Origin of the sequence: Halosimplex litoreum, from assembly GCF_016065055.1 — an archaeon.
In the GTDB taxonomy this organism is placed as follows: Archaea; Halobacteriota; Halobacteria; order Halobacteriales; family Haloarculaceae; genus Halosimplex; species Halosimplex litoreum.
The window spans coordinates 2,968,994-2,993,373 of the sequence record NZ_CP065856.1; the positions used below are offsets into that span (position 1 = coordinate 2,968,994).

Below are 24,380 nucleotides of genomic sequence, written 5' to 3' on the forward strand. Positions count from 1 at the left end.
ACCCTTAACTGCCTACTCGCGTCAGAGGAACGTAATGGCGAGCGAGTCGTCGGACGACGCCGGCGTGTCCGTGTCCCTGCCCGCCGACGTAGAGGCGTGGCTGGACCGCAAGGCCGCCGATCTGGGAGTCGACCGGGAGGCCGTCGTCGTCCAGTTACTCGCGTCCTACCGCGCCGCCGAGGAGTTCGGCGACGAGGAGGTGGCCGCCACCCTGAACGCCGACGTCGAGGACGAAGTGCGGGACGTGATCGCCGAGCGACTGCCCGACATCGCCGACGCCGTCGCCGAGCGCGTCGACGGCGGGAGCGGGGACCTCGACGCCGTCGAGGAGGGGCTGTCGGCGGAGATAGACCGCGTCGAGTCGCAGTTCACCGACAAGATCGACGACGTGCGCGACCGGGTCGTGCAGGTGAAACGCGAGGCCGACGACAAGGCCGACGGCGAACACACTCACCCTGAGTTCGGCGAGCTCGCGACGCTCTCGACGGCCGTCGACGACCTGGAATCGTCGCTGTCGGCCCTGGAGTCGCGGGTCGACGAGGCCGCCGACGCGGCCGAAGACGCCGAGGCGCGGGTCGACGCCCTCGACGACCGCGTGCGCGAGATCGAGCGAGCGACCGACCGGCTCGACGATGTCGAGGAGCGTCTGCAGACGGTCGCGTGGGTCGTCAGCGACCTCCGGGAGGCCGAGCAGGCCCGCTCGACCGGCACCGACGCCATCGACCGGCTGAAAGCCACCGCGGCGGAGCTGGACGTCGACCGGGCGGTCTGCGAGCACTGCTCGCAGGCCGTCGACATCGCGTTGTTGCACGAACCCAAGTGCCCCCACTGCGACGCGACCGTCAGCGACGTGACGCTGCCGAGCGGTCTGTTCGGCAAGCCGAAGCTGACCGTCGCGCGCAAGCTCGAGGCCGGCGACGAGACCGACCGTTCGAACGTCCCCGACGCGGCCGACGGGAGTTGACATCGTGAGCGACGATTCCGACACCGGTGGCCCCGATACGGACGACTCCGACGAGGCGACCGGGGGCGACCGCGGCGACCCCTTCGAGTCGTTGGACGAGTACCGCGACCGCGAGGGCGACCCGTTCGACTCGTTCGGCGCCGACTCGGCCGGACGTCGGGACGCCGTAACCGAGGACGACGACGCAGAGCCTCCGGATCCGGACGTGGCCACGACGGCGGGGTCGACCGACGAGTCCGCGACACCGGGGTCGGCAGACGCGGTCGACCCCGACCCCTTCGAATACATGGGTGACAGCGGCGGCGAGCGAGCCGGCGGCGCCGACCGCGAAGAACGGGTCGGCGAGCGCCGAGGGGACCCGCTCGCGGACGTGGCCGTGTCCGACGAGGACCCCTTCGAGTCGTCGGCCAGCGCCTTCGAGCGGTCGGGCGTCGAGGGGATCGACGCCGACGAGGTGTGGGACCGACTCACCGCGGAGCCCGACGGAGACGGCGGTGCGGACGCCGAGGGCACCCGCGACCGCTCCGAGGACGAGGAGGCCGACGTGGTCACGGTATCGAAACACGGCTACTGCGAGGGGTGCGAGCACTTCTCGGCGCCGCCCGACGTGGCCTGCAGCCACGAGGGCACCGACATCCTGGCGTTCGTCGACGTCGACAGCGTCAGGGTGAGTAACTGCCCCGTCGTCGAGGAGCGCCGGGAACTCGAAGACGACGCCTGACGGGGCGGTCTCGGGGCGACGTTCGGCGGACGAGTGAGTGGGTCCGCCGAGAGCGAGGTATACTTACGCCCGGGCCGTCAACGGGCCTGGTACCATGCAGTTCTGCGACGACTGCGGTTCGATGATGCACGCCGACGGTGACGAGATGGTCTGCAAGAGCTGCGGCGCCACCGTCGGGAAGGACGACGACCTGGCCGACCAGTTCGTCAGCACCGCCGAGCAGTCGGGCGAGGAGGTCGTCGAGACCGAGGAAGGCGCCAACTTCGAGGGCAAGCCCAAAGACAAAAGCGTCACCTGTGACGACTGCGGCAACGGCGTCGCCTGGTACACGATCAAACAGACCGGCTCCGCCGACGAGCCGCCGACGCGATTCTTCAAGTGTACGGAGTGTGGCCACCGCTGGCGCGAGTACAACTGACCCGGCCAGGGAGTCGGCGGTGACCGACGCGGCCGGCCGGCCCGTGAGCGGTTCGGGCGACCGCGCGACCGTACGAGGGTATATACCAGACCGGTCCAAAGACGGCGTGGGATGAGTTCGAACGACACCAAAGCGGCGGAGACATCGGTCGACGAGACGACGACGTGGCCGGACCTGGCGATCGGCCTCTACGAGCGACTGACCGGTAGAGGGGCGGCGATCACCTACGAGTTCGAGGACATGGAGGTCGACGTGCCGAGCAAGGCGGGCGAAGACGCCGAACACGCCCAGTGGCGCGTCGACGGGACCCTGCGTATCACGACCGAAGAGGAGTGACCGGAACAGCCCTGACGGTCGACGCGGAGCTGGTCGTCGAGCGTGGCGAGCGGACCTACCGCGTCTGGAGCGAAGACGACAGGCTCGTCCTCGACGCGCCGTCGCTGACCGCGTTGCGGGCGCTCGGGACCCTCCGGGACGCGCTTCCCCCAGGGATCGCCCCCGACGACCGGCTGACCGAAGCGGGGCTGACGGTCGAACTACAGGTGCGCCGGTCGCCCGTCGCGTCGCTCGGCGAGGGTGTCACGGGTGACCCGCTCGGTCGGTGGCTCGCCGGCGCGGACGCGGCCGTAGACCCCCTGGGCGTCCTGACGGCGGCCGTTCGTGCGCTCGGGTGACGGCGGGCGACCGTGTTCGACCGGCGACCGCGCTCCGGTCGCGGTCGCTCCGACGGCGGCCGACCACCCGCTACCGCGCCGTCGCGTCCGGATCGACCGTCCAGTAGGCGCCGCGGTGGCGGACCAGACCCCGGTCTTCGAGTCGAGCGAGGACGACCCCGACGCTACCGCGGGGGACGCCGGTGCCCTGGCAGATCTCGGCGGGAGTGAACGCCTCTCGGTGGCGCTCGGTGAGGTAGGCGAGCACGCGGTCGGCGTTCTCGGTGCCCGCCGCCGGCGGGCGGAGCTTCGGCTCGGGCGCCTTCTCGAACTGGTCGATACTGATGGGCATGGGGCTCTCTACGCCGGCTGCGGACATATCGCTATCGTCCCGTCTACCGGTCGGACGCGCTCGGACTCGGCGGCTGGGCGTGCCGTCGACGTCGTCGGACCGGCCGCGGTCGTCCCCGGCAATTATACCGCCCGGCCCGGTACCGTCGGACATGAGCGACGAACGGAGTGACGAGACGGACGACCCCGTGGAGGCACTGGTCGGGATCGTCGCGGTCGCGACGCTTCCGCTGGCGGCGCTGGCGGCTATCTTCGTCGGCGGCGACGCGGCCGCCGTCGTCGCCATCGTCGGGTGGTTCCTCCTCGTGCCGGTGCTGGGTATCCTCTCCGAGTACGTCGACCTGCGCGAGTACCTCGGCGAGCGGCGCGAGCGGGACCGAACGGCCGACGGGGTTCGGAGCGACGAACGGGACGGCGAGGACGACGCTCTCCAGCGGCTCCGGGAACGCTACGCTGCCGGCGAGATCGGCGACGCCGAGTTCGAGCGCCGGCTCGAACGCCTGCTGGAGACGGAAGACGTAGAGATATCGGAGGGCGTCGACCCGACCGGCTCCGTCGGGGCGGGCGTCGACCTGTCGGCCGACCGCCAGCGCGAGCGCGAGCGGGAACGGCGGTAGCGAGGAACTACGGCGAGACGGCGACCCAGGCGACGACGACGACGGCGGCGCCGACGACGGTGCTGCCGACGGCGTGGAGCCGCAGTCGGTCCAGCAGCTCGTGGGACTCCTCGTGGAGCGAGCAGACCTGGTCGATCTCCGAGCCGGCGTCGCAGACGGGGAGAAAGTCCATGGCGACGTGGAGGAAGATCCCGGCGGCGAAGCCGAAGACGACGGCGTTGAGCGCCGCGATCTCGGGGACCGGGAGCGCGGCCGTCGGGACGGCGGTGATGCCGACGCCGGCGGCCGGCAGGAGGAGCGCGGAGACGGGCTTGCCGTTGCGACGCAGGCGACGCGCCGCCGCGTAGCCCGCGGGGCCCTTGTGCGAGACGATGGCGAGGCCGAGCAACAGGCCGAGCGTCGGCATCGAGCCGTAGACGAGACCGATGATCAGCCCCGCCGAGAGCGCGTGGGCGGTGATCTGGGCGGTCGTCACGTCCATCGGGAGGTCGCGGTGGGTGAGCCGGTGGCCGACGACGTGGCCGCTGTAGCCGACGACGATCCCCGCGGCGATGCCGATGCCGCCGACCTGGGGCGCGATACCGCCGTTGCCGGCGATCCCGATGGCCTGCGGAACCAGGAACATCGCCGCGCTGGTCACCATCGCGCCGCTGGCGAGTCCGTACCCCCAGACGAGTCGCTGTGGGTCCGTCTCCGTCGCTCGCGCGCCGAGATACGACCCGCCGGCCATCGCCGCGAACGCGACCCACCCGACGATCAGCACTTTCCACGTCTCGGCCAGTGCCGCCGCGACCGACAGCGCCAGCAGTATCGCGACGCCCGCACCGCCGACCAGCGAGAGCCGACCACCCCCGTTATTAACACCCATATATCCGTTAATACTCATCGTTTAGTAACACGGGAGTTGTTGTTAATAAGGCTGTCGCTCGGGGCTCAGAGAGGCCGGAGAAGCGGCGAGACCGGGTGAACCGGCGGGGTGCCGGGTCAGGTCTCGCGCATCGCGCGGCGGTCGAGGACGCTCCCGTCGAGGCGGTCGGGGTCGGCGTCGCGGGCGGCCCAGACCACCAGGTCGGCGGCGCGCTCGGGGTCGGTGCCGCGGCCACCGGTCAGATCCGTGGCGACCGCACCGGGGTCGACGACCGCAGCGGGCCAGTCGGTGTCGGCGGCGAACTGTCGGACGAGGCCCTCGACGGCAGCCTTCGAGGCGGCGTAGGCGCCGAATCCCTCGCGGGCCTCGCGGGCGATGCCCCCCGAGAGCGCCAGCAGACGCGCGTCGTCGGCGAGGTGGGGGCTTGCCTCACGGAAGGTAGCGAAGACGCCGCGGGCGTTGGTCCGCATCGTGTCGTCGAACGCCGCGTAGGATTCGCGGTCGATCGGCGTCTCGCCGGGGTCGCCGTGGTAGACGCCGGCGTTCGCGACGACGACGTCGACAGCTCCGCCCTCGCGAGCGGCGGTCTCCAGCAGGCGTTCGACGTCGAACTCGTCGCGCACGTCCGCACGCTGGGTCGTGACCGACCCGCCCGATTCGTGGACGGCGGCTGCCAACTCCACCAGTGCGTCGGTGTCGCGAGCACACGTGACGACGTGCGCGCCGGCGTCGGCGACCGCTTCGACTACCGCTCTGCCGATCCCTCGCGTCCCGCCCGTGACGACGACCGTCGCTCCGTCCATACCGCGTCGTTGGGCCGGGTCCGTGATGAGCGTCCCGACGGAACGGGCGACGGCGGCTGTCCGTCGAGGCGGCGGCCGCCGGCCACCACGGGATCCACCGACCGCACCGGTTTGGCACCCCCTTTTTCAGTGCCGGGCACCGATGTGGAAGTAATGGTAGGTCTATCGGGACGGGCGGACGGCGAGTCTGTGACGGTGGTCGGCGGCGGCGTCGGCGGTCTCTCGACGGCGGCGTACCTCGCCGACGCCGGGGCGGACGTGACGCTCGTGGAGAAAAACGACCAACTAGGCGGGCGGGCGAGTCGCCTCGAAGCCGACGGCTTCCGCTTCGACATGGGTCCCTCGTGGTATCTCATGCCCGACGTGTTCGAGCGCTTCTTCGCCCACTTCGGGAAGGCCCCGAGCGACTACTACGACTTGGAACGGCTCGACCCGCACTATCGGATCTTCTTCAAAAACGAAGGCATCGGTGCCGGCGACGGCGAGCAGGTCGATATCGCCGCCGACCGGTCGAAGAACCGCGAGCTGTTCGAGTCCATCGAGCCCGGCGCGGGCGAGGCCTTCGACGAGTACCTCGCGACGAGCGAACGCCACTACGAGACGGCGATGGAGAAGTTCGTCTACGAGGACCGCTCGTCGCTGCGGGACTGGGTGGACCTGGACGTGATGCGCGCGGCGCCCATCGGGATCAAGCTCATGCGGTCGATGCAGGGCCACGTGGACAACTACTTCGAGAACCCCAAGCTCCAGCAGATCATGCAGTACACGCTCGTGTTCCTCGGGGGGTCGCCCCGCAACACGCCGGCGCTGTACAACATGATGAGCCACGTCGACTTCAACATGGGCGTGTACTACCCCGTGGCCAACGAGGCCGACGAAAACGGCGACCACCCGGGCGGCATCGGCGTCGTCGTCGACGCGTTCGTCGACCTCTGTCGGGAACTCGGCGTGGACTTCGAGACCGGCGTCGAGGTCGACGAGATCACCCGCCGCAAGCGCGGGTTCCTCGTCGCCGACGAGACGGGCGCGGAGCGCCGACCGGACCGCGTGGTCGTCAACGCCGACTACGCCCACGCCGAGCAGGAACTGCTGCCCGAGCACGAGCGGCAGTACGACGACGGCTACTGGGACGACCGTACCTACGCTCCCTCGGCGTACCTCCTCTACCTCGGGGTCGAAGGAGACGTGCCCGAACTGGCCCACCACACCCTCGTCCTCCCGGACGACTGGGACCCGCACTTCGAGAAGATCTTCGACGACCCGGCCTGGCCCGACGAGCCGGCGTACTACCTGTGCGTGCCGTCGAAGACCGACGACACCGTGGCGCCGGAGGGCCACAGTAACCTGTTCGTCCTCGTGCCCATCGCGCCCGGACTGGAGGACTCGCCCGCACGACGCGACCGGTACCGGGAGCAGATCCTCGACGACGTGGCCGACCACACCGGGACCGACCTCCGGGACCGGATCGTCTTCGAGGAGGACTTCTGCGTCTCCGACTTCGTCGACCGCTACAACGCGACGGCGGGGACGGCCCTGGGGCTTGCGCACACGCTCCGCCAGACCGCGCTCCTGCGACCGCCGAACCGCTCGGACGCGGTCGAGGGGCTGTACTTCACTGGCTCGTTCACGACCCCCGGGATCGGCGTCCCGATGTGTCTCATCAGTGGCCAGCACACTGCCCAGGCGCTCGTCGATGACGTGAACTAAAGCCGATCGACCGAGTATGTCCGACGACGCGATGGCTTCGCTGACCGCACGCCTCGGCGCGCTCGCACCGCCCGACACCACCGTCGGGTATCTCCTGCGGCTCTCGCGGCCGCGGTTCTGGCTGTACCTGGCCGGGCCGGCGATGGTCGGGACCGTCTTCGCTGCGGGCACGACCGACGCGCTGTTCACGCCGCTGACCGTCGTGCTGGCCGCGTACTTCCTCGTTCCCGCGAACGTCTTTCTCTACGGCGTCAACGACGTGTTCGACGCCGACATCGACGTCGAGAACCCCAAGAAAGAGGACAAGGAGGTCCGCTACCGGGGGAGTCGCGCGGTCGTCGCCGCCGTGCTGGCGAGCGGCGTCTTCGGGATCGCGATACTGCCGGTCCTCCCCACAGAGGCCGTCTTCGCGATGCTGGCCTTTCTCGCCCTGTCGGTCCAGTACAGCGCGCCACCGTTCCGGTTCAAGACGACCCCGCTGCTCGATTCGCTGTCGAACGGGTTGTACGTCCTCCCGGGCGTGGTGGCGTACGCGACCGTCGCCGGGGCGTTCCCGCCGACGCTGGCGGTCGCCGGTGCGTGGCTGTGGACGATGGCGATGCACACGTTCTCGGCCGTCCCGGATATCGAACCGGACCGCGCCGCGGGCATCGAGACGACCGCGACCCTCCTCGGCGAGGGGCCCACCTACGCCTACTGCGCGGTCGTCTGGGCGGCAGCCGCGGCGGTGTTCTGGCTGGTCCACCCCTACTGGGGCGGCCTGCTCGCCGTCTACCCCGTGTTCACCGCCGGCGTCGCGCTGACCGACGTGTCGGTCGACCGGGCCTACTGGTGGTTCCCGTTCCTGAACACCGCCGTCGGAACGCTGTTGACGATGGGCGGGCTCTGGGTGATCCTCTATGGCGCCTGACTGGGTCGAGTCGGCCGGCTGGCCCACTTCCGGGTCGATCGACCGTGGCCGGATCGAAGCCCGTCTGGACCGCCTCGTCCGTCTGAACCGGTTCACGATCGCCGTCGTCTTTCCCGTCACCGGGGCCGTCCTCCTGTTGGCCAGCGCGCTCGGGTGGTTCGCCACCGCGGTCGCGGCGCTCCCCGCACCGCTCGCGAGCGGGCTCGCGTGGCTACCCGAGGCGCTGGCGTTCAACCCCTGGCTCGTCCTCGTCGGCGTCGTCGTGATGCGCCTGCCGCTCGTCGCGGGCGTCGCGCCGCTTCTCGACCGGCGGGCGACCCTCGCGCTGGTCGCGCTGGCGGCCTACGCCTACGGGATCGAGTTCGTCGGGGTCACGACCGGGTGGCCCTACGGCGCCTTCGAGTACGGCGTCGCGCTGGGCCCGATGGCCGGCGGCGTCCCGCTCGCGCTGCCCGTCTTCTTCTTCCCGCTCGTGCTCAACAGCTACCTGCTCTGTCTGCTCCTGCTCGGTGACCTGGCCCGCTCGCCGTGGGTCCGTCTCCCGGTCGTCGTCGCGACGATCGTCGGCATCGACCTGGTGCTGGACCCGGGCGCCGTCGCGCTGGGCTTCTGGGCGTACGACGGCGGCGGCGCCTTCTACGGCGTCCCCTGGAGCAACTACGCCGGCTGGGTACTCTCGGCGACGGTCGCCGTCGGCGCCTTCGACTGGGGGCTGGACCGCGAGGCGCTGCTCGCCCGGTTGGAGGCCTGTCCGTTCATGCTCGACGACATGGTGAGCTTCGTGATCCTGTGGGGCGGGATCAACGCCGCGTTCGGCAACTGGCTCCCGGTCGCGCTCGCGGGGCTGTTCGGGCTCGGCCTCGTCGTCACCGACCGCTTCGACGTGCCGACGCGGCCGCGGTGGGTACAGTAGCGACTCCGGGCACGTCGACCGTCGCGGGACGCCGACCGATTCCGTCGCGCGCTACCGACAGATGTCGTGGAGCCGCTCGAGCGAGTCGATGTCCCAGGTGGGCCAGACGTTCAGGTCCCAGTCGGAGCGGTGGGGGCGGCGGATGAACGCCGAGTCGATGCCGGCGTTCTCGGCGGCGCGGATGTCGGACTCGTTGTCGCCGACGAACAGCGCCGAGTCGGCGTCGAGGTCCGACAGGGCCCGCTCGATGTAGTGGGGGTTCGGTTTCCGTAACGTGAGGCTCTCGAGGGTCGCCTCGCGGCCGTAGGCGGTGTCGAAGTGGGCGCCCAGGTCGAAGTGGTCGAGGAGGAAATCGACCGTCTCCTGCTGGTTCGAGCTGACGATCCCCGTCGCCACGTCCAGATCCGCCAGCGTGTCGATATCGCCGTAGGGGGTCTTCCGTCCGGCCCGGGCCTCGTCCTGCTGTGCGCCCGAGACGGTGCTGTCGCGGGCGCGCCAGAACTGCGCCGGCTCGAAGCCGTAGGTATCGCAGACGCTGTTGACCTGTTCGGGAGTCGCTCCGATCGTCATGTCCTCGACGTGGTCGGGGTCCGGGTCGGACACACCGAACTGCGCGAACGTCTCCTCGGTCGCCTCCTGGAGGACGTCGAACCGCGTTCGGCCCACGAGGACACCGTCGTTGTCGAATACGACGGTATCGTACGTCATAGTCCCCCTGGGTCGCCCGCGGTGAAAGGGCTTGCGACCGCCGGCCCGCCCGGCGCGTGCGCCGACCGCACGCGACCCACCGACGACTCTCAGGCGAAATACCGCGACAGCGGTAGAACTTTGTGATGCTGTCTCATGGGTGAGTATGTATCGCAATGCAACCGTGCCAAAACTGTCAGACGGTCATCGACGAGTACACCCTGGACAAACAACTCGAACCGCTACGAGAGCTGACAGTCGACGATTTCAACCTCTGTGGCGACTGCGTGACGATCGCCGACGGCGCGTGCGTGGAGTGCGGCGGCGCGGTCTACGTCCCCCGGAACGAGGACGCCAGACCGGACTTCTGCCCGGCGTGTCGGTCCGACCGCATCGAGCGGACCGGTCGGGACCCCGGCTGGCACCTCGAATCGCCCTCGACGACCTGACCGCGGGCGGCTGCGACGCGGTTTTCGGCGGCACGAACGCGTCCGAGCGGCGGCTTCGTGCCGCAGCCGGCGACCGCCGGACCCTGATCGGACGATCGAATTTTTACCGACGGGTCTCGACGCCTCGACCATGCCGGGACCTGTTTTCATCGAGGGCGCGACGGTCGATCTGCGGACCATCGAAGACGAGGATATCGCGTTCCTCCGCGAGGGATCGCATCACCCGCGCGTCCGGCGCTACGCCGGTCCGGACGCACCGGTCGGCGGCGACGACTACGAGTCGCGTCTCTTCGACCGGATGGACGGCCCCGACGCCGTCGAGTTGCTCGTCTGCGACGGCGACGAACCGGTCGGCGACGTGTCGCTGGCACCGATCGACGACCGGCGCGGCTGGGCCAATCTCGGCTACTGGATCCACCCCGACCACCAGGGCGAGGGGTACGCCACCGAGGCGGCGCGGCTGGTCGTCGACCACGGATTCGCGGCGCTCGGGCTCCACCGTATCTCGGCGACGATCCACGCCGGCAACGGGGCCTCGGAGCGAGTCGTCGAGAAGCTGGGGTTCTCCCACGAGGGCACCAAGCGCGACGACGACTTCGTGAATGGGGAGTACGTCGACCGCGAGGTGTACGCCGTCCTCCGCGAGGAGTGGGACGGGTAGTAGCGAGCGGTCGGACACCCACCAGTTTTGTACGCACAGAACAAGTCCAAATCGATGAGCGCGATCCGTCCGTCGGAACTCGCCGAGCGACTCGAATCGGGATCGACCGACCGGCCGTTCGTCCTTGATATCCGCCCAACCCCGTCATATCGCTCGGACGCGATCGACGGGAGTCACAGTCTCCCGGTGTACGACGAGCTGCGTCGGGGAGAGGAGGGTGCCCTGTTGGACCGGCTGGAGGAGGTGCCGGCCGACCGCGACGTGGTCGTCGTCTGCAAGATGGGCATCGTCGCGAAGAAAGCGACCGGGCTGCTCGTCGACGAGGGGTACGACGCGGCGACGCTACTCGGCGGGATGAGCGGCTGGAACGGGTATCACGAGGGGTCGCTCACCTACAGGCTCCGGTCGCTGATCTGGCGGTTACGGTAGGGGAAACTTGGCGGTTAGAGCGGGGACAGCCGTGTTCAGTGACCGAACGACCGTGAAATTCTTGTTCGACCGGTCGAAAGAAAACGCATGAGTGGCACGGATGCCGGTCCGAACGACCGGATCCGACGGGAAGCGCTCGAGCGGGTAAGCGACGGCATCGTCGCGCTGGACGAGGGGTTTCGGTACACGTACGTCAACCACCGTGCCGAGCAGATCCTCGGCTGCGACGAGGAGGCGGTGCTCGGCGAGTGCATGTGGGACGTGTTCCCGGAGACACGGGGGACGGCTACCGAAGAGAACCTCAGAGCCGCCGCAACGTCGGGCGAGCAACGCAGTTTCGAGCGGTACAACGCGGCGCTGGAGCTGTGGTTCGACGTCCGTGTCTACCCGGACGACAGCGGCCTGACCGTCCACTTCACGGACGTCACCGAACGCAAAGTGTACGAACGCGAGCTTCGCGCGTCGACCCGAAAGCTGACCGCGCTCGTCGAGAGCACCTCGGAGGCGATCTACATCAAGGACCGCGACGGGCGATACCAGTTCGTCAACGAGGCGGCGGCGGACGTGTTCGGGCACGACCCGGAGACGGTCGTCGGACGGACCGACGAGGGGTTGTTCGACCCGGAGAGCGCCGCCGAGATCCGCGAACTGGACGACCGGATCGTCGAAGGCGACGAGCGGGACTCGCGTGAGACGGTCCGATACATCGACGGCGTCGAACACGTCTTCCTCGACGACAAGTACCCCTATCACGACGAGGACGGCGACGTGGTCGGTGTCATGGGGATCAGTCGCGACATCACCGACCGAAAACGGCGTTCGCGCCGTCTCGAGGCGCTCACCGAGGAGTACGAGGCCATCTTCGAGACAGCAGGCGACGCCATCTTCCTGGTCGACGTCGAACCCGGCCGGGGAGACGGGGTCGGCGGTGCAGAGGCCGAAGAGGCGGACTACGAGTTCCGCTTCCAGCGGCTCAACCCCTCTCACGAGGATACGACCGGTCTCACGACCGACGCGGTCAGGGGGAAGACACCGCGGGAGGTGCTCGGTGAGGACCTGGGTGCGGAGGTCGAAGCGAACTACCATCGCTGCGCCGAGACGCGCGAGCCGATCACCTACGACGAGGAACTCGAGTTGCCCGAGGGCCGGTTCGTCTGGGAGACGAACCTCGCGCCGGTCGTCGTGGACGGTCGCGTCGCGAGGATCGTCGGGATCGCGCGGGACGTGACCGAGCGCGTCGAACAGGAGCGGGAACTCCGACGGAAGAACGACCGGCTCGACGAGTTCGCGAGCGTCATCTCCCACGACCTGCGCAACCCGCTGAACGTCGCCCAGGGGCGAGCGGCGATGCTCGACCGGCACTGCGGCGGCGAGGCGCTCGAGCACCTCGAACCGACGCTCGAGGCGCTCGACCGGATGGAGGCCATCGTCGAGGACACGCTCACGCTCGCCCGGCAGGGCGAGACGGTCGGGGAGACCGACCGAATCCCTCTCCGCGCGCTCGCGAGCCAGTGCTGGGACCTCGTCGAGACCGCCGACGCGACGCTCGACGTCGAGAGCGGGGTGGCGATCGAAGGGGACCGCGAGCGGTTGCGTCACGTCTTCGAGAACCTGTTCAGGAACGCGGTCGAGCACGGTGGGCCGGACGTGACCGTCCGGGTGGGACGGACCGACGACGGCACCGTCTTCGTCGAAGACGACGGCCCGGGGATCGACCAAGCGGACCGCGGACGGGTGTTCGAGCCGGGTCACACGTCGGTCGATGGCGGGACCGGGTTCGGGCTGACGATCGTCCGGCGGATCGCCCAGGCCCACGATTGGACCGTCGCCGTCGGCGACGGACCGGACGGCGGTGCACGGTTCGAGTTGGACGGCGTCGACGCACCGGCCGGCTGATCCGAGCTACCGGAAAGCCGTGCGGGAGGCGGACGATATTTGGGTTCCCAGCGGCTAGCACCGCCGATGACAGACCTCTTCGACCCGCTGGAGCTTCGGGACACTACGGTCCCGAACCGGGTGATGGTCTCGCCGATGTGCCAGTACTCCTGTGACGCCCGCGACGGGCGTGCGACCGAGTGGCACCACGTTCACCTCGGGTCACGAGCCGTCGGTGGCGCCGGCCTCGTCGTGGCCGAAGCCACCGCCGTCGAGAAGCGCGGCCGGATCACCCCCGAGGACCTGGGGATCTGGAACGACGACCAGGCCGACGCGCTCGCGCGCACCACCCGGTTCGTGAAAGAACAGGGCGCCGTCCCGGGCATCCAGCTCGCTCACGCCGGTCGCAAGGCGTCGACAAGTCGCCCGTGGGACGGGAGCCGGCCGCTGTACCCCGACGACGGCGGCTGGGAAGTCGTCGGCCCGAGCGGCGACCCCTGGCCCTACGAGGACGACGACGGCGAGCGCGTCGACGCGCCGCCCACTCGCGAGATGGACCAGGGGGACATCGAGCAGGTGATCGACTCGTTCCGGACGGCCGCCGAGCGCGCCCGTGACGCCGGCTTCGAGGTCGCGGAGGTCCACGCCGCTCACGGCTACCTCCTCCACGAGTTCCTCTCGCCGGTGACGAACCACCGCGCGGGCGACTACGGCGGCGACTTCGAGGGCCGCACCCGGCTCACGCGGGAGGTCACCGAGGCTGTCCGGGAGGTCTGGCCCGACGGCAAGCCCGTATTCGTCCGGATCTCCGGCACCGACTGGTTCGACGACCGCGAGTCGTGGACCGTCGAGCAGTCCGCGCGGCTGGCCGACCGGCTGGCCGGTATCGGCGCCGACCTGATCGACGTGTCCAGCGGCGGGATCGCGCCCGGTTCCTGGCCCGAACAGGCCGGGCCGAACTACCAGCTTCCCCTGGCCGAGACGGTCCGCGAGACGTCCGAGAGCGACATCGCCGTCGGCACCGTCGGCGGGATCACGACGCCCGAGCAGGCCCAGGCGGTCGTCGCCAACGACCGCGCCGATCTGGCCATCGTCGGCCGGCAGTTCCTCCGCGATCCCTACTTCGGGCTGCGCGCGGCCGACGCCCTCGACGCCACCGACGAGGTCACGGGACCGCCGCAGTACCGTCGCGGGTTCGGTTTCTGAGCGAGCGAGACGACGGGCGGAAGATAGGCAGGTCGAAGTGTCACCGGCCGTTGGGTCCGTCGTGCGAGTCCGCGCCGGCCCGCCGGGTCGAGGTCGAGCACCACACTCCAATTCATGACAGCGCTCTCTACAGTCTTCGGACGGATCGGGCCGGTCGTCACTCGTGGCGGTCGCTCGGACGCGACGGACGGGCTCGCGATACCCGTCGGCCAGCAACTGGCCGCCGACGGGCTCGACGCCGTGCTGGCGGTCGACCGAGCCGCCGTCGACCTGGTGCTGGCGGTCCGACGACCGTTACTGACGAAGTTCATGACCTCGGTCACCGGGATCGGGTCGGCGGCCAGTGTCGCGGTGCTACTGGGCCTGTTCTACCTGGCGGGTTGGAAGCGCGAGTTCGCGCTGGCGGGCGTCGCGCTGGTACCGACGGGTATCGTCGTCGTGACGCTCATGGGCGCGGTCCAGCGACCCTTCCCGCCGAGTCCGGTCTGTATGACTGGTGACACCGGGATGGCACCCCACTCGTTTCCGTCGGGCCACGCCGCCGCGGCGACGGTGTACGCGCTGGTCGCGCGTCGCTCGGCGGTGTTGCCGTTCGCGGTCGTCACGGGACTGGCCGCGCTGGTGGCGGTCTCGCGGATCTACCTCGGCACCCACTACCTCAGCGACACCGTGGCGGGCGTCGCTATCGGTGTCGGTGGGTTCGCGCTCGCGCTCGTCGTCCTCGACCGATTCGGCGACCGGTTGCCGCCCGGATTCGCCGGCAACCATTAGGAGCCGGTAGTCCGTAGAGCGGGCGTGTACTTCTTGACGCACCTGGCGGCGGCCGCGCTGGTGGGGCGGTACGCCCGGCTGGCACCGACGTGGCTGGTCGCCGGGGCGGCGCTGCCCGACCTCGTGGACAAGCCGCTGGGGACGCTGGGCCTCGTCGACCTCTACCACACCGTCGGCCACACCGCGCTGCTGGCGCCGCTGGCGGTCGCCGTCGCGCTGACCGGTCGGGCCGGCCTCGCGGTCGCCGTCGGCTGGGCGTCGCATCTCTTCCTCGACGCCTTCCACATCGTGATCAACGGCCGCCCCACCGACGCGCTCTTTCTCGTCTGGCCGATGGCCGTCCCGCCGGACCCGCTCGCGCTGCCGCCCGGCGCCTTCTTCCGCTACTACCTCTGGTCGCCCTCGTTCTTCCTGGAGGTGGCCTTCTGGCTCGCGCTGGCCGGGCTCGCCGTCCGGGAACGGCGCGCCGGGCGGTCGCTGCTGAATCGAGCGTGAACGCCGCTGTCCGCCCGTGGCTCCCTGCTACCCCGTCGGCGGGACCGGTCGGCACCGGCGGTAGTTTTACCACTCGGTAAACCCAACGGCGGGTATGGCAGCCGATGGCAAGATTCTGGACGGTGTCACGGTCGTCGACCTCTCGACGTTCGTGACGGGCGGGTTCTCCTCGTCGATGCTGGCGAACCTGGGCGCCGACGTGGTGAAGGTCGAACAACCCGGGTACGGCGACGCGATCCGCCACACGGGGCCGCCCTTTATCGAGGGCGAGTCGCCGTACTACTGGACGGTCAACTACGGCAAGCGCAGCGTCGAACTCGACCTGAAAAACGACGCGGCGCTCGACGCGCTGTACGACCTGATCGCGGAGACAGACGTCTTCGTCCAGAACTTCCGACCGGGGACCGCCGAGCGCCTCGGCGTCGACTACGACACCCTCAGCGAGCACAACGACGAGTTGATCTACCTCGCCATCTCGGCGTTCGGCCAGACCGGGCCCTGGCGCGAGCGGTCGGGCTACGACCTGCTGATCCAGGGGATGGGCGGGATCATGGACGTGACCGGCGAAGAGGGCCGCCAGCCGGTGAAGGTCGGCCTGCCGATGACCGACCTGATCACCGCGATGTGGGCCGCCTTCGGCGCGACTTCGGCGCTCTATCGCCGGGAGCTGACCGGCGAGGGCGAGTACATCGACCTCGGCATGTTGGAGTCGGTGCTGCCGTGGCTCACGAAGCAGGCTGGCCAGGTGTTCGCCGACGAGACGCCGCGGCGGATGGGGACGAAAGATCCCGTCCTCGCCCCCTACCAGACCTTCGAGACGGGCGACGGCTACATCAACATCTGTATCCTCAACGAGAAGCTTTGGGGCGAGCTCTGCGAGGCGATCGACCGCCCCGATCTCGTCGACGACGAGCGGTTCGACCAGAACAGCGACCGGGTCGAACACCAGGACGAGCTGGAGGCCGAGATCGAGTCGACGCTCGCCGAGCGGTCGACCGAGGAGTGGATCGAGATCATCGCGGAGGACAACGGCGTCCCCGCGGGGCCGGTCTACAGCGTCGAGGAGGCGCTGACCAACCCGCAGGTCGAGGCCCGCGGGGCGATCGGCGAGATCGAACACCCGGAGATCGGGGCGGTTCCGGTGGTCGAACACCCGCTGAAGTTCGAGACCGTCGACAGCGGGTTCGAGCTGCCGCCGCCGCTGCTCGGCGAACACAACCGCGAGGTGTTCCGCGAGTTGGGGTACAGCGAGGAGCGGGTGGACGAACTGGAAGCGATGGGTGTGTTCGGCGCGGACGAGGGCGGAGACGGCGGGTAGAGACGGTGGGATCAGTCCTCGGCGGCGTCGAGGGCGTCGGATTCGGAGCCGGTCGTCGGGGCGGTGTCGGTAGCGGCGTCGGAGTCTTCGAGGGGCTCGCCGTCGGCCAGCAGCGACGCGACGATGTACTCGTCGACGGCGCGGCGAGCCTGTTCCGGGGCGTCGTCGTGGCCGAGAGAGATGCGACGGCCGCGGGCGGCGTGGATAGCGTCGGTGATGAGCTGACCGACCAGCTCGGGGTCGACCTCGCGGAAGACGCCCTCGTCGATCCCCTCGTCGACGACCTCGACGATACTGCCCCTGATGCGCTCGTAGTGCTCGTTGAACAGCTCTCGGTGGCGCTCGTCGTTCTGGGCGTGGGCGTACAGCTCGTGGTACACCTTCATGCGGTCCCAGTGCGAAAAGTCCTCGAACTCCGGCCCGAACAGGCACTGTTCGACCCGCGCGTCGAGTTCGGTCCGTGGGTCGGTGTCGGCGTCGACCTCGACGCTGCCCTCGTACTGGTCGATGACGTACTCCAGGAACGACGACATCAGGTCGTACTTCCCGTCGAAGTGGTAGTGGATGACCTGCCGGGTCAGATCCATCTCTTCGCCGATATCGCGCATCCGGAGGTCGCTGTAGCCGTGCTCGCTCAGCGCACGAAACGTCGCCTCCATGATGACCTCCCGCGTGTCCTTCGACCCGACCGCCTCCTCTGTGCTGCCCATACCTCCACTCTATCCACTCCCGTATTTATATTGATGGTTCGACGCAACGCCGGCCGTGCGGTCGCCCCGTCGTTCCCCCGCCGGGCCGGCCCGTCTTACCGCGCGGTCTTACTGCCCGGTAAACTTATGGCCGCTCGGTCGAACGGTACGGGTGAACATGACACGAAAGATCGTTCGGAATGGGACGGTGGTGTCCCTGGATCCGGAGGTGGGCCAGTACGACGAGGCGGACGTGCTCGTCGAGGACGGCGAGATCGTCGAGATCGGGCGCGGTCTGTCGGCCTCGAACGCCGAGGTGATCGACGCCAGCGACCACATCGTCCTCCCCGGGTTCGTCGATTCGCACATCCACCTCGCCCAGACCCAGGTACGGGGTATCGCCGGGGACTGGTCGCTGATGGGCGAGTACTTCGAGCACATGCTCGGCAACATCACCGGTCTGTACCGGCCCGAGGACATGTATCTGGGCGGCCTGTTCGGCGCCTTCGAGAAGCTCCACACGGGGACGACGACGGCGTTGGACTGGTCGTATCCAAACACGCTCGAACACGGCGAGCGGGCGGTCGACGCGCTCAAGGACGCCGGGCTGCGCACGGTGTACACCTACGGGCCGCCGGGCGACGACTCCGCCAAGTGGTGGTACGAGAGCGACGTGGGGCTCCCGGAGGAGAACATCCGGACGCTCTACGACGAACAGATCGGTGACGACGACCTGCTCGATCTGGGGATCGGGCTCCGCGGCCCGGACTTCTGCGTCGACGAGACCGCCCGTTCAGATCTGGAACTGGCCCGCGATATGGGCGCCATCGCGACGATACACATGGGTGCCGCGCTGTGGCCGTCGTCGGAGTACGGCGGCGACTACCAGGGCTTTGGCTGTCTGGAGAGCGTGCTCGGCCCCGACGTGAACGTCGCCCACGGCAACCACTTCTCCCAGGAGGACATCGACCACGCCGTCGAACAGGGCGTCTCGTTCTCATCGACGCCGGAGGTCGAGATGCAGATGGGCCACGGCATCCCCGTCACCGGCAAGGTTCTCGACGCGGGCGGTCGGCCGACGTGGGGCGTCGACGTCTGTTCGGCCGTCAGCGGCGACATGGGGAGCCAGATGCGAATCGGCCTCCAGCTCCAGCGCATGTTCGACAACCAGGCGGTCCTCGAAGGCGACGAGGAGGTCGACGAGGTGAGCATCTCCTGCCGGGACACCCTGGAGATGGCCACCATCGAGGGCGCGAAGGCCCTGGGGATGGACGACGAGATCGGCACCCTGACGCCGGGCAAGCGGGCGGACATCCAGCTGATCCGGGCGAACGACTTCGTGACCGCGCCGAACCACGACCCGGTCCAGACCGTCGTCTTCCAGGCCGACCCCTCCCACATCGACACCGTGCTGGTCGACGGCGAAGTCGTCAAGCGCAACGGCGCGCTCACGAACCCCCTCGTCGACGACGAGTTCGACCGCTTCGTCGAATCGGGTCACCGGCTGCTCGACGAGGCCGGCATCGACCTGTGACCGGGAACGCCTGCGCGACCGCGGTGGCGTCCCCCGCCGAGACGAGAGCGGCGTCCCCCGCCGAGACTGCAGCGACCGCCCCGACGGCGAACCGACCCGACTTTGCGGTGCGACCCCCGATCGCGACACGACCATGAGAGTAGGACAATACAGCGCGGACGGCGAACTGCCGTGGTGTGGCATCGAGACCGACGAGGGCGTCGTCGCCCTGCCCGAGGCCGGCGCGGCCGCGGGCGTCGACATCCCGCGGACGACCGGCGAACTGCTGGCGACCTGGGAGTGGGAGCGCAAGGCCGACCTCGCGGTCGAGCACGCCGTCGAGACGGGCGAGGGTCTGCACGACGCCGACGACCTGGACCGCCACGCCCCCGTGACAGACCCGGAGAAGGTCGTCTGCGTCGGGCTCAACTACCGCGACCACGCCGAGGAGGGCGGCAATCCGATCCCCGACACCCCGGTGCTGTTCTCGAAGTTCCCGACGACGGTCAACGGCCCCGGCAACACCGTTCGCTGGGACCCCGACCTGACCGAGAAGGTCGACTACGAGGCCGAGCTCGTCGTCGTCATCGGCGAGGAGACGCGCCGCGTCGACCCCGACGAGGCGATGGACCACGTCGCCGGCTTCACGGTCGGTAACGACGTGTCGGCCCGGGATCTGCAGCACGGCGACGGCCAGTGGATCCGCGGCAAGAGCCTCGACGGCTTCGCGCCCATCGGCCCCGATCTGGTCACGACCGGCGAGGTCGAGGACCCCCACGACTTGGACATCTGGACGGAGGTCAACGGCGAGCGCCTGCAGGACTCCTCGACCGAGGAGTTCATCTTCGGCGTCGACGAACTGGTCTCCTTTTGCAGCCAGGCGTTCACGCTCGAGCCCGGCGACCTGCTCTTTACGGGGACGCCCCCGGGCGTCGGCGTCTACCGCGAACCGCCCGTCCTGCTGGAGGAAGGCGACGAGGTGACCGTCGGCGTCGAAGGGCTGGGCGAGTTGACGAACGACTTCGCGTATCTGGACTGAGACGGGCTGTCGGGTCTTCGACCCGTGACGCGTGCCTCTCGTTCAGCGAGCGGAGGTCACGAAGGGAGACGTCGACGACGCTACGACCCATCGATCTCCCGGAATTCGGGTCGATACGCGACGGTCCCGCTCACGTCGTCGAGCGCCCCTTCGCGTAGCGATTTGGCCATGAAGGCTTCGTCGGCGCCGTACTCGTTACCGAGCCCGTGCTCGCTGGCCCGTTCGAAGCCGAAGCGAGCGTAGTACCCCGGGTCGCCCAGCACGACCACGGCGTCGACACCGGCGTCGCGACACTCCGCCAAGCCCCGCTCGACCAGCGACGAGCCGACTCCCCGGTTCTGGTGGTCCGGGAGGACGCCGACCGGTGCTAGCCCCACGAGGGTAGCAGTACCGTTCGGTCCGTCGACAGACACCGGCGAAAAGAGGATATGTCCGACTATCCGGTCGTTTTCGACCGCGACGAGTGAGACGACGGCTTCGTCGGCGTCGTGCACTCGCCGTACGATGCGTGACTCGTCGTCTCTCCCGTCGAACGCGCGTCGATGTACCTCGGAGACTGGGTCGGCGTCACTGCGAGTGTAGGGTCGTATCTCCATGGACGGTCCCGCGTTCACAGACGAGTCCGCGCGACAAGAACGGATCTGTCCTGTCGGTACCGAGCCGCTCAGGGGCGGCCCACGAATCCAGTTGCAGCGTGGATCGAAACGCGGCGGACGTTCGGAGCAAGTCGGGCGAGCCGACCGCGTCTCCGCGGGTCGCATTCCGCAAGGGCTCGACGAGCTATCGACGGCCGAGAGTCGTGACAGATCCGGTCGTCCGATCACTCACCGATCCCGAACACGTCGCGCGGGTTCTCCCACACGACCTGCCGGATGTCGGCGGGGTCGATCCCGTAGCGGTACAGCTCGAAGATCGCCCGCTTGAGCGCGAACGGATCCGTTCTGAGAACGTTCGCGCAGTCGGTGTCGACCATGATCCGGTCGGGGCCCCACCGGTCGATGGCGTTCGCCACGTCGGCGGCGTCGACGCCGACCAGCCAGGAGTGGCCGATGGTGAAACTCGCGTAGCAGTCGGTCTCCTCCATGACGTACTCGATGTTGTTCGGGTCGGCGTGGGAGGCGACGACGCGCTCCTCCGGGAGCCCGGCGTCGTTCGCGGCCGCAACGTCGATCTTCACCGCCTCAAGATGGGGGTTCTCGCCCGTGATGACGGGCTCCTGACCCAGTCCGGTGTTCTTCTCGTACCCCGGCGTCCCGCCGGGCGGCCGGACGTACTCCCGCTTCGAGTCGGTCCCGGTGTTGGGCGTGTGGAGGATGACCGGGAGGTCGTGGTCCGCCGCGAGCGCCATCTGTGCCTCGACGACGGCGCGTTGCTCGTCCAGATCCCAGGCTTCGGCGTGCTGGGCGGGCGTGACGCCGGTCTCGCCGATGGTGACGACCTCGTCGAGTTCGCAGTAGTCGGCCATCGCGTCGAGCAGGTCGTCGGGGTTCTCGATGCGGACGCCGGTGTGGATCCCGAGGCCGAGTTTCGCCTCGAAGAAGTGGTCGCGCTCGATTGCGGCCCGGCGGTTGACGGCGTCGTCCCAGAGATACCGGATATCCTCGGCTCGTACCGGTTTGTAGGGGGTCCAGTGATACCCAGAGGAGACCATGATCATCCCCTCGCAGCCCGACAGCGCGTACCGTTCGCGGTCGGCCCACGAGAGCGTGTGGGCGTGGTTGTGCGCGTCGATCCAGGGGATGTTCAGCAGTTCGGTCGGCGGGTCGACCCGGTCGGCGTCGTCGAGATACGTCGCGTCGGTCGGCCGTCTGGTGGGTTGTGGTCGTGTCATAGGTATCGTTCGGCGTCGTCCGGCGACGCGTCACCGCGCCGGAACCGCTCTGACTCCCCTTCGCTCGCCTCGCACTTAGCGTTTTACAGCCTGGTAAACCTTTATGAGCGGCCGATCCTTCTGTGATACTGTATGACATTGTTGATCGGGACAGACGCGGGACTGCACCGGGTGGAGGAGTTGCCGTTCGCGGACGGCGAGGTCGAGCGGGTGCTCGACTGCGGCGTCGTAACGGCGGTGAAGACCTTCGACGCGTTCGAGGGCGTGTTCGTCGCCGCCTCGGAGGGAGCCTACCGGTCGACCGACGGCGGTGACTCCTGGGAGGACCTGGGCGTCCCCATCGGCGACCGCTTCTGGCACGCCGGGACGAGCGAGGTGTGGTCGATCCTCGGGACCGACGACGCGCTGTACGCCGGGACGAACGACCCCTACGTCTTCCGTTCGACCGACGAGGGCGAGACGTGGTCGGAGCTGAAGGGGTTTCGAGACCTCCCGTCGCGGGGTCACTGGGAGTCGCCGATCGACCCCCACTACGCTCGACTGCGGGCGCTGGAGCAGGTCCCCGGTCGACCGGAACGACTGATCGCCGGGGTCGAGGCCGGCGGGATCCACCTCAGTGACGACGGGGGGCAGACCTGGACAGACAGGCGGGATACCATCGTCGACGACGTCCACCAGATCCGTCCGATCTCCGAGGACGTGTGGCTGGCGACGACGGGCTATCTCGACCACGATCTGGAGAACCTGGGGCTGGGTCACGCGGTCGGCGAGGGCGGGCTCTGGCGGACGGTCGACGCCGGCGAGTCGTGGGACCGGCTCGACCGCGGGAACGACTTCTCGTACATCCGGCGCGTGTTCGTCCACGACGGCCGCGTGTTCTTCTGTGGCGGGGAGGAGGCCCCGCCCGCGTGGGTGAACGACGAGCACGGCGTCGCGCTGTTCGAATCGACCAACTTCGGCCGGGACTTCGAGCGGGTGGAGTTCCCCGGCGAACCTCACCAGGTGATCGAGGACTGGGCGGTCCACGACGGGGACGTCGTCTGCGGGTCGGGACTGTTCGACGTGCCCGACGCCCGCGACGACGTGCGCGGTCGCATCATGCGGCGCACCGACGGTGGCGAGTACGAGACCGTCGGTCGCGTCGACGCCAACGTCAGCCGGATCGAGGCGATCTGAGATGAGGGACGCGGACGCTCCCGCCGCGACCGCCGAGGCGCCCTCCCCACTGGGCCGCCTGCTGTACAGTGGCGTCCTCGCCTACATGGCGCTGGACGGCTTCAAGCACAACGACAAGCGCGTCGAGGCCGCCGCCGACAGCGGCGTGCCGATGCCCGACGTGATGGTCCCGTTCGTCACGGGGATGCTGTTCGTCGCCAACCTCGGCATCGCGTTCTGGAAGTACCCCCGTGCGTCGGCCGGCGCGCTGGTCGTCTTCTTCCTCGGGACCACGCCCGTCATCCACAACTACTGGACGATGGAGGGCGAGGAGCGCCAGGGCAACAAGATCAACTTCTGCAAGAACCTCGCCCTGCTCGGCGGCGCCGTCGTCCTCCTCGACGCCGCCGACCGCCAGCAACGCGAGGGGTAACGGCCGCTCGGACCCTCCCGCACGACCGCTTTCGACCGTTTCGACCGGTCCCCGGCGGAACCGGCCGTTGTTGCCCGCTTTTACCGAAGAGTAAAACCTATCCCGGGGCGGCCGTCAGAGACGGGTATGGTAGACGTAGCAGTCGTCGGCGGCGGCCCCGCCGGCCTGAGCGCAGGACTGTACGCGGCGAAAAACGACCTCGACACCGTCGTCTTCGACACCGACGAGTCGTGGATGCACAAGGCCCACCTGTTCAACTACCCCGCTATCCGGTCGATCAGCGGCGACGAGTTCCTGGAGGTCACGCGCGGCCAGACCGAGGACCGCGGCGCCGACCTCGAAGACGCCGAGGTGACGGCCGTCGAGCAGGACGGCGACGGCTTCGCCGTCCACACCGACGACGAGGAGTACGACGCCGACTACGTCGTCCTCGCGACCGGCGGTGACCGCGAGCTGGCCGAGGATCTCGGTTGCGAGTTCACCGACGAGGACGTCGTCGACGTGACCGTCGACATGGAGACCTCCGTCGAGGGCGTCTACGCCACCGGCGCGATGGGCCGCGCCGAGAAGTGGCAGGCCGTCATCGCTGCCGGCGACGGCGCCGCCGCGGTGCTGGACATCCTCTCGAAGGAGAAAGGCGAGTACTACCACGACTTCGACATGCCCGCCGACGTGCCCGACCTGTAATCGGGCCGACCACCGACCCCTCGTTCCTGCCGATGCGGTATCGCCGTCGAACTCCCGATACGCCGTCACCGAGCGGAGCGACCGCACCAATACGGGACCGGACGGGACCGGAACGACGCGTCGCCGGTCGCGACCCGAGATCGGCCGGTTACACTCGCGTCCCCCGATTACGCTCGGGTCCGCGAGCGCCTATGAGGGTGGCGTCCATCGGTGTGAG

29 protein-coding genes are annotated in these 24,380 nt (G+C 69.1%); 22 read left to right on the forward strand and 7 right to left on the reverse strand.

Annotation, left to right across the window (positions count from 1 at the left end; all coding sequences use genetic code 11):
* Positions 1-34: 34 nt before the first annotated feature.
* The 5 genes from I7X12_RS14705 to I7X12_RS14725 all read left to right on the forward strand — a co-directional run bounded on the left by I7X12_RS14705 (position 35) and on the right by I7X12_RS14725 (position 2,777).
* Positions 35-964: a hypothetical protein gene (locus I7X12_RS14705; RefSeq protein ID WP_198060811.1), complete on the forward strand. Its 930-nt coding sequence runs from the start codon at positions 35-37 to the stop codon at positions 962-964.
* A gap of 4 nt (positions 965-968) precedes the next feature.
* On the forward strand, positions 969-1,685 hold the full coding sequence (locus tag I7X12_RS14710) for a hypothetical protein (RefSeq protein ID WP_198060812.1): 717 nt from the start codon (positions 969-971) through the stop codon (positions 1,683-1,685).
* A 94-nt stretch (positions 1,686-1,779) separates the two neighbouring features.
* The gene (locus tag I7X12_RS14715) at positions 1,780-2,103 is read left to right on the forward strand and encodes a transcription factor S (protein ID WP_179919563.1); all 324 of its coding nucleotides are present in this window, start codon (positions 1,780-1,782) and stop codon (positions 2,101-2,103) included.
* 111 nt (positions 2,104-2,214) lie between these two features.
* The gene (locus I7X12_RS14720; RefSeq protein ID WP_198060813.1) at positions 2,215-2,439 is read left to right on the forward strand and encodes a hypothetical protein; all 225 of its coding nucleotides are present in this window, start codon (positions 2,215-2,217) and stop codon (positions 2,437-2,439) included.
* The gene (locus I7X12_RS14725; protein ID WP_198060814.1) at positions 2,436-2,777 is read left to right on the forward strand and encodes a hypothetical protein; all 342 of its coding nucleotides are present in this window, start codon (positions 2,436-2,438) and stop codon (positions 2,775-2,777) included. The genes I7X12_RS14720 and I7X12_RS14725 overlap by 4 nt, the downstream gene beginning before the upstream one ends.
* A 70-nt stretch (positions 2,778-2,847) precedes the next feature.
* On the opposite strand, the gene I7X12_RS14730 is transcribed toward I7X12_RS14725, so the two are convergent.
* Positions 2,848-3,108 carry a MarR family transcriptional regulator gene (locus I7X12_RS14730; RefSeq protein WP_198060815.1) on the reverse strand — a complete coding sequence of 87 codons (261 nt, stop codon included), beginning with the start codon at positions 3,106-3,108 and terminating at the stop codon, positions 2,848-2,850.
* A 151-nt stretch (positions 3,109-3,259) separates the two neighbouring features.
* Here I7X12_RS14730 and I7X12_RS14735 point away from each other — a divergent pair, with 151 nt between their 5' ends.
* The gene (locus I7X12_RS14735) at positions 3,260-3,724 is read left to right on the forward strand and encodes an SHOCT domain-containing protein (RefSeq protein ID WP_198060816.1); all 465 of its coding nucleotides are present in this window, start codon (positions 3,260-3,262) and stop codon (positions 3,722-3,724) included.
* Positions 3,725-3,731: 7 nt separating this feature from the next.
* Here I7X12_RS14735 and I7X12_RS14740 read toward each other — a convergent pair whose 3' ends face one another.
* Together I7X12_RS14740 and I7X12_RS14745 are read right to left on the reverse strand one after the other, a co-directional pair.
* Positions 3,732-4,610 carry a ZIP family metal transporter gene (locus I7X12_RS14740; protein ID WP_232342857.1) on the reverse strand — a complete coding sequence of 293 codons (879 nt, stop codon included), beginning with the start codon at positions 4,608-4,610 and terminating at the stop codon, positions 3,732-3,734.
* A 98-nt stretch (positions 4,611-4,708) separates the two neighbouring features.
* On the reverse strand, positions 4,709-5,395 hold the full coding sequence (locus tag I7X12_RS14745; protein ID WP_198060817.1) for an SDR family NAD(P)-dependent oxidoreductase: 687 nt from the start codon (positions 5,393-5,395) through the stop codon (positions 4,709-4,711).
* Positions 5,396-5,548: 153 nt separating this feature from the next.
* Between I7X12_RS14745 and I7X12_RS14750 the strand changes: the two genes are divergently transcribed.
* From I7X12_RS14750 to cruF, 3 genes are read left to right on the forward strand one after another with little or no spacing between them, the layout of a single operon-like run.
* Positions 5,549-7,102, forward strand: coding sequence for a phytoene desaturase family protein (locus tag I7X12_RS14750; protein ID WP_198060818.1), 1,554 nt, complete (start codon positions 5,549-5,551; stop codon positions 7,100-7,102).
* A gap of 31 nt (positions 7,103-7,133) precedes the next feature.
* On the forward strand, positions 7,134-8,012 hold the full coding sequence (locus I7X12_RS14755) for a prenyltransferase (RefSeq protein WP_394355631.1): 879 nt from the start codon (positions 7,134-7,136) through the stop codon (positions 8,010-8,012).
* Positions 8,002-8,925, forward strand: a complete 924-nt coding sequence (gene cruF, locus I7X12_RS14760) for a bisanhydrobacterioruberin hydratase (RefSeq protein ID WP_198060820.1) — start codon at positions 8,002-8,004, stop codon at positions 8,923-8,925. The genes I7X12_RS14755 and cruF overlap by 11 nt, the downstream gene beginning before the upstream one ends.
* A gap of 51 nt (positions 8,926-8,976) precedes the next feature.
* On the opposite strand, the gene I7X12_RS14765 is transcribed toward cruF, so the two are convergent.
* Positions 8,977-9,633 (reverse strand): HAD family hydrolase, encoded by a 657-nt coding sequence (locus I7X12_RS14765; RefSeq protein ID WP_198060821.1) that lies wholly within the window; start codon positions 9,631-9,633, stop codon positions 8,977-8,979.
* A gap of 155 nt (positions 9,634-9,788) precedes the next feature.
* Here I7X12_RS14765 and I7X12_RS14770 point away from each other — a divergent pair, with 155 nt between their 5' ends.
* The 8 genes from I7X12_RS14770 to I7X12_RS14805 all read left to right on the forward strand — a co-directional run bounded on the left by I7X12_RS14770 (position 9,789) and on the right by I7X12_RS14805 (position 16,816).
* Complete coding sequence (locus I7X12_RS14770; RefSeq protein WP_198060822.1) at positions 9,789-10,061, forward strand: DUF7571 family protein; 273 nt, start codon at positions 9,789-9,791, stop codon at positions 10,059-10,061.
* A gap of 130 nt (positions 10,062-10,191) precedes the next feature.
* Positions 10,192-10,722 carry a GNAT family N-acetyltransferase gene (locus I7X12_RS14775; RefSeq protein ID WP_198060823.1) on the forward strand — a complete coding sequence of 177 codons (531 nt, stop codon included), beginning with the start codon at positions 10,192-10,194 and terminating at the stop codon, positions 10,720-10,722.
* Between the two features lie 54 nt (positions 10,723-10,776).
* Positions 10,777-11,151: a rhodanese-like domain-containing protein gene (locus tag I7X12_RS14780; protein ID WP_198060824.1), complete on the forward strand. Its 375-nt coding sequence runs from the start codon at positions 10,777-10,779 to the stop codon at positions 11,149-11,151.
* An 87-nt stretch (positions 11,152-11,238) separates the two neighbouring features.
* Complete coding sequence (locus tag I7X12_RS14785; RefSeq protein WP_198060825.1) at positions 11,239-13,047, forward strand: PAS domain-containing protein; 1,809 nt, start codon at positions 11,239-11,241, stop codon at positions 13,045-13,047.
* A gap of 66 nt (positions 13,048-13,113) precedes the next feature.
* A complete protein-coding gene (locus I7X12_RS14790; protein ID WP_198060826.1) occupies positions 13,114-14,232 on the forward strand; it encodes an NADH:flavin oxidoreductase/NADH oxidase in 1,119 nt (372 codons plus the stop codon).
* 114 nt (positions 14,233-14,346) lie between these two features.
* Complete coding sequence (locus I7X12_RS14795; protein WP_198060827.1) at positions 14,347-15,003, forward strand: phosphatase PAP2 family protein; 657 nt, start codon at positions 14,347-14,349, stop codon at positions 15,001-15,003.
* A gap of 24 nt (positions 15,004-15,027) precedes the next feature.
* Complete coding sequence (locus I7X12_RS14800) at positions 15,028-15,498, forward strand: metal-dependent hydrolase (RefSeq protein WP_198060828.1); 471 nt, start codon at positions 15,028-15,030, stop codon at positions 15,496-15,498.
* A 94-nt stretch (positions 15,499-15,592) separates the two neighbouring features.
* Complete coding sequence (locus tag I7X12_RS14805; protein ID WP_198060829.1) at positions 15,593-16,816, forward strand: CaiB/BaiF CoA transferase family protein; 1,224 nt, start codon at positions 15,593-15,595, stop codon at positions 16,814-16,816.
* Positions 16,817-16,827: 11 nt separating this feature from the next.
* Here I7X12_RS14805 and I7X12_RS14810 read toward each other — a convergent pair whose 3' ends face one another.
* Positions 16,828-17,526, reverse strand: coding sequence for a TetR/AcrR family transcriptional regulator (locus I7X12_RS14810; protein ID WP_232342859.1), 699 nt, complete (start codon positions 17,524-17,526; stop codon positions 16,828-16,830).
* A 157-nt stretch (positions 17,527-17,683) separates the two neighbouring features.
* Between I7X12_RS14810 and I7X12_RS14815 the strand changes: the two genes are divergently transcribed.
* Entirely contained in the window at positions 17,684-19,039 is a 1,356-nt protein-coding gene (locus I7X12_RS14815) for an amidohydrolase family protein (protein ID WP_198060830.1), read from the forward strand.
* Positions 19,040-19,172: 133 nt separating this feature from the next.
* A complete protein-coding gene (locus tag I7X12_RS14820) occupies positions 19,173-20,057 on the forward strand; it encodes a fumarylacetoacetate hydrolase family protein (RefSeq protein WP_198060831.1) in 885 nt (294 codons plus the stop codon).
* Positions 20,058-20,137: 80 nt separating this feature from the next.
* Here I7X12_RS14820 and I7X12_RS14825 read toward each other — a convergent pair whose 3' ends face one another.
* Positions 20,138-20,653: a GNAT family N-acetyltransferase gene (locus tag I7X12_RS14825; protein WP_198060832.1), complete on the reverse strand. Its 516-nt coding sequence runs from the start codon at positions 20,651-20,653 to the stop codon at positions 20,138-20,140.
* A 224-nt stretch (positions 20,654-20,877) separates the two neighbouring features.
* Entirely contained in the window at positions 20,878-21,888 is a 1,011-nt protein-coding gene (locus I7X12_RS14830) for a TatD family hydrolase (RefSeq protein WP_198060833.1), read from the reverse strand.
* A 132-nt stretch (positions 21,889-22,020) separates the two neighbouring features.
* Between I7X12_RS14830 and I7X12_RS14835 the strand changes: the two genes are divergently transcribed.
* The 3 genes from I7X12_RS14835 to I7X12_RS14845 all read left to right on the forward strand — a co-directional run bounded on the left by I7X12_RS14835 (position 22,021) and on the right by I7X12_RS14845 (position 24,163).
* Positions 22,021-23,064 carry a WD40/YVTN/BNR-like repeat-containing protein gene (locus I7X12_RS14835; RefSeq protein WP_232342860.1) on the forward strand — a complete coding sequence of 348 codons (1,044 nt, stop codon included), beginning with the start codon at positions 22,021-22,023 and terminating at the stop codon, positions 23,062-23,064.
* A 1-nt stretch (position 23,065) separates the two neighbouring features.
* A complete protein-coding gene (locus I7X12_RS14840; protein ID WP_198060834.1) occupies positions 23,066-23,476 on the forward strand; it encodes a DoxX family protein in 411 nt (136 codons plus the stop codon).
* A 126-nt stretch (positions 23,477-23,602) separates the two neighbouring features.
* Positions 23,603-24,163, forward strand: a complete 561-nt coding sequence (locus tag I7X12_RS14845) for an NAD(P)/FAD-dependent oxidoreductase (protein ID WP_198060835.1) — start codon at positions 23,603-23,605, stop codon at positions 24,161-24,163.
* The last annotated feature ends 217 nt before the right edge of the window (positions 24,164-24,380 follow it).